We start from the raw sequence: 2,249 nt of genomic DNA, 5'->3' as shown, positions 1-2,249 counted from the left end.
GCCCCACCCCTGTGCGGGTGGGGCGAACGGCCCGGTCGTGTCACGCGCGTCAGCGGTCGGGCGAGTGCTCCGGCGGGAGCTGCGGTACGTCGTGGATGGCGTCCATCACCGCGTCCTTCAGCCACGCCGGCGGCTCGGCCCGCACGGGGCCCGGGCGCCCGTCGAAGGCTCCGTCCGCCCAGGTCTCCGCGCACGGCGCACGCGCGTCCGTGCCCTTGTGCGCGACGGTGCGTGCGGTGGTGGTCCACCGCGTCGTGCACCAGCGACGCAGACGACGTAATCCCGTGTGTTCCGTTCTCACGGCGCGCCCCTCTCGTCCTCGAACCGTTCGGCCCCGTCGTTATTCGGCGCGAGGGGTGGGCGGGCTTGGAGGCGGCCGGCAATTCACCCCGTACGGCCCCCGATCGTGTGAGCGACCAATCCGGACGGCCCGCCGGTACGGATCCCCTACATGGTTCACGACGCAACGCGCCGCCCGGTCGGCGGTTTCACACGACTCGCGCTGGGCGCGCTCAGCGGACTGCTCTCGGGGTACGCGGCCATCGCCGTCGCCGAGCTGGTGTCCGCCGCCGTCCGGCCGGAGTCCGGACCGGTCATCGCCGTGGGCGGCGCGGCGATCGACCGTACGCCCCCCGCGGTCAAGGACTGGGCGATCCGGCAGTTCGGCACGAACGACAAGCTGGTCCTCCAGCTCGGCATCCTCGCGGTGCTCAGCGTGCTGGCCCTGGCCCTGGGCGCGCTCGCGACGCGGTGGCGCCTGCCGGGAGCGCTCGGGGTGCTGGTCTTCGGCGTCGTGGGCGCGCTGGCCGCCACCGGCCGCGCCGACTCCACCAGCGCCACCGACGCCCTCCCCTCCGTCGTCGGAGCGGTCGTCGGAGCGTTGCTGCTGTACGGACTGATCGGGCGCCTCGGTACGCGCGAACGGCACCCTGGGCCGGCGGTCGAGGGCGCGGTCGGCGACGGCCCGGACGCCGCGTCCGCCGCGACGGAGGAGCCGGCCACCGCCGGTCTCGGGACGGACGGGGGCGAGTCCGGGTGGGACCGCCGCGGCTTCCTGGTGGCGGCGACCGCCGCCGCGGCCGCCTCGACCGGGGCGGGCCTGGCGGGACGGTCGCTCAACAGCTCGCGCGGACAGGGCGCCGTCGCCTCCCGTACGAAGGTCGTCCTTCCGGCACCGGTGTCGGCCGCGGCCGCCGTGCCGCGCGGCGCCCAGCTGCGCATCGCCGGGGTCAGCCCGTTCACCACGCCGAACAGCGACTTCTACCGCGTGGACACCGCCCTGGTGGTCCCCAAGGTCGACGCAACGCGCTGGCGGATGCGCATCCACGGCAAGGGCGTCGACAAGGAGGCCACGCTCACTTTCGACGACCTGCTGCGTATGCCGCTGATCGAACGGGACATCACGCTGACCTGCGTGTCCAACGAGGTGGGCGGCCCGTACGTCGGCAACGCCCGCTGGATCGGCGTGCGCCTGGCCGACGTCCTCGCCCGCTGCGGCGTGAAGCCCCCGTCGAAGGGCGGCCCCGCCGACCAGCTGGTCGCGCGGTCCGTGGACGGCATGACCATCGGCAGTCCCGTCGAGGACGTCATGGACGGCCGCGACGCGCTGCTGGCCGTCGGCATGAACGGACAACCGCTGCCCTTCGAGCACGGCTTCCCCGTACGGATGGTGGTGCCCGGCCTCTACGGGTACGTCTCCGCCTGCAAGTGGATCGAGGACATCGAGCTCACCACGTTCGACACCTACGACTCGTACTGGGTCAAGCGGGACTGGGCGCAGCGCGCCCCCATCAAGACGCAGTCCCGCATCGACACGCCCAAGCCGTTCGCCCGCCCCGGGACGGGCACCGTCATGGTTGCCGGGGTCGCCTGGGCGCAGCACCGCGGCATCGACAAGGTCGAGGTCCGCGTCGACGACGGCCCGTGGCAGGAGGCCCGCCTCGCCGCCGAGGACACGCGCGACACGTGGCGCCAGTGGTCCTGGCCCTGGCAGGCGCAGAAGGGCAGTCACACGCTCACCGTGCGGGCCACCGACCGCACCGGCCGGACGCAGACCGACAAGCGCACCCGGACCATCCCGGACGGCGCCTCGGGCTGGCACACGGTGGTCGTCACCGTCGATTAGGGCGTGGGCGTGGAGGGGCGTGGCCCGGTCGCGGGGGGGGGGGCGGCGCCCGGCACCCCACCGCCCGCCAACGGGGGGAGCTCCCACCCCCCCCCCGGGGTGACCCCCCGCCCGGGGTGGGGGT

2 protein-coding genes are annotated in these 2,249 nt (G+C 74.5%); one reads left to right on the top strand and one right to left on the bottom strand.

What is annotated here, in order from left to right:
* Nucleotides 1-49 precede the first annotated feature (49 nt).
* Nucleotides 50-301, bottom strand: a complete 252-nt coding sequence (locus ABT160_RS46805) for a hypothetical protein (protein ID WP_351656490.1) — start codon at nucleotides 299-301, stop codon at nucleotides 50-52.
* A 150-nt stretch (nucleotides 302-451) separates the two neighbouring features.
* Between ABT160_RS46805 and ABT160_RS46800 the strand changes: the two genes are divergently transcribed.
* The gene (locus ABT160_RS46800; RefSeq protein WP_351656488.1) at nucleotides 452-2,125 is read left to right on the top strand and encodes a sulfite oxidase; all 1,674 of its coding nucleotides are present in this window, start codon (nucleotides 452-454) and stop codon (nucleotides 2,123-2,125) included.
* Nucleotides 2,126-2,249 lie beyond the last annotated feature (124 nt).

The organism is Streptomyces sp. NPDC001941, from assembly GCF_040296945.1.
GTDB lineage: Bacteria > Actinomycetota > Actinomycetes > Streptomycetales > Streptomycetaceae > Streptomyces.
Note: the sequence above shows the minus strand (reverse complement) of the source record. Positions and strands in the feature narration are given on the sequence as shown.

Bases quoted from the DNA above. Each gene is read 5' to 3' on its own strand.
- ABT160_RS46800 (WP_351656488.1), top strand. From the start codon at position 452: ATGGTTCACGACGCAACGCGCCGCCCGGTCGGCGGTTTCACACGACTC.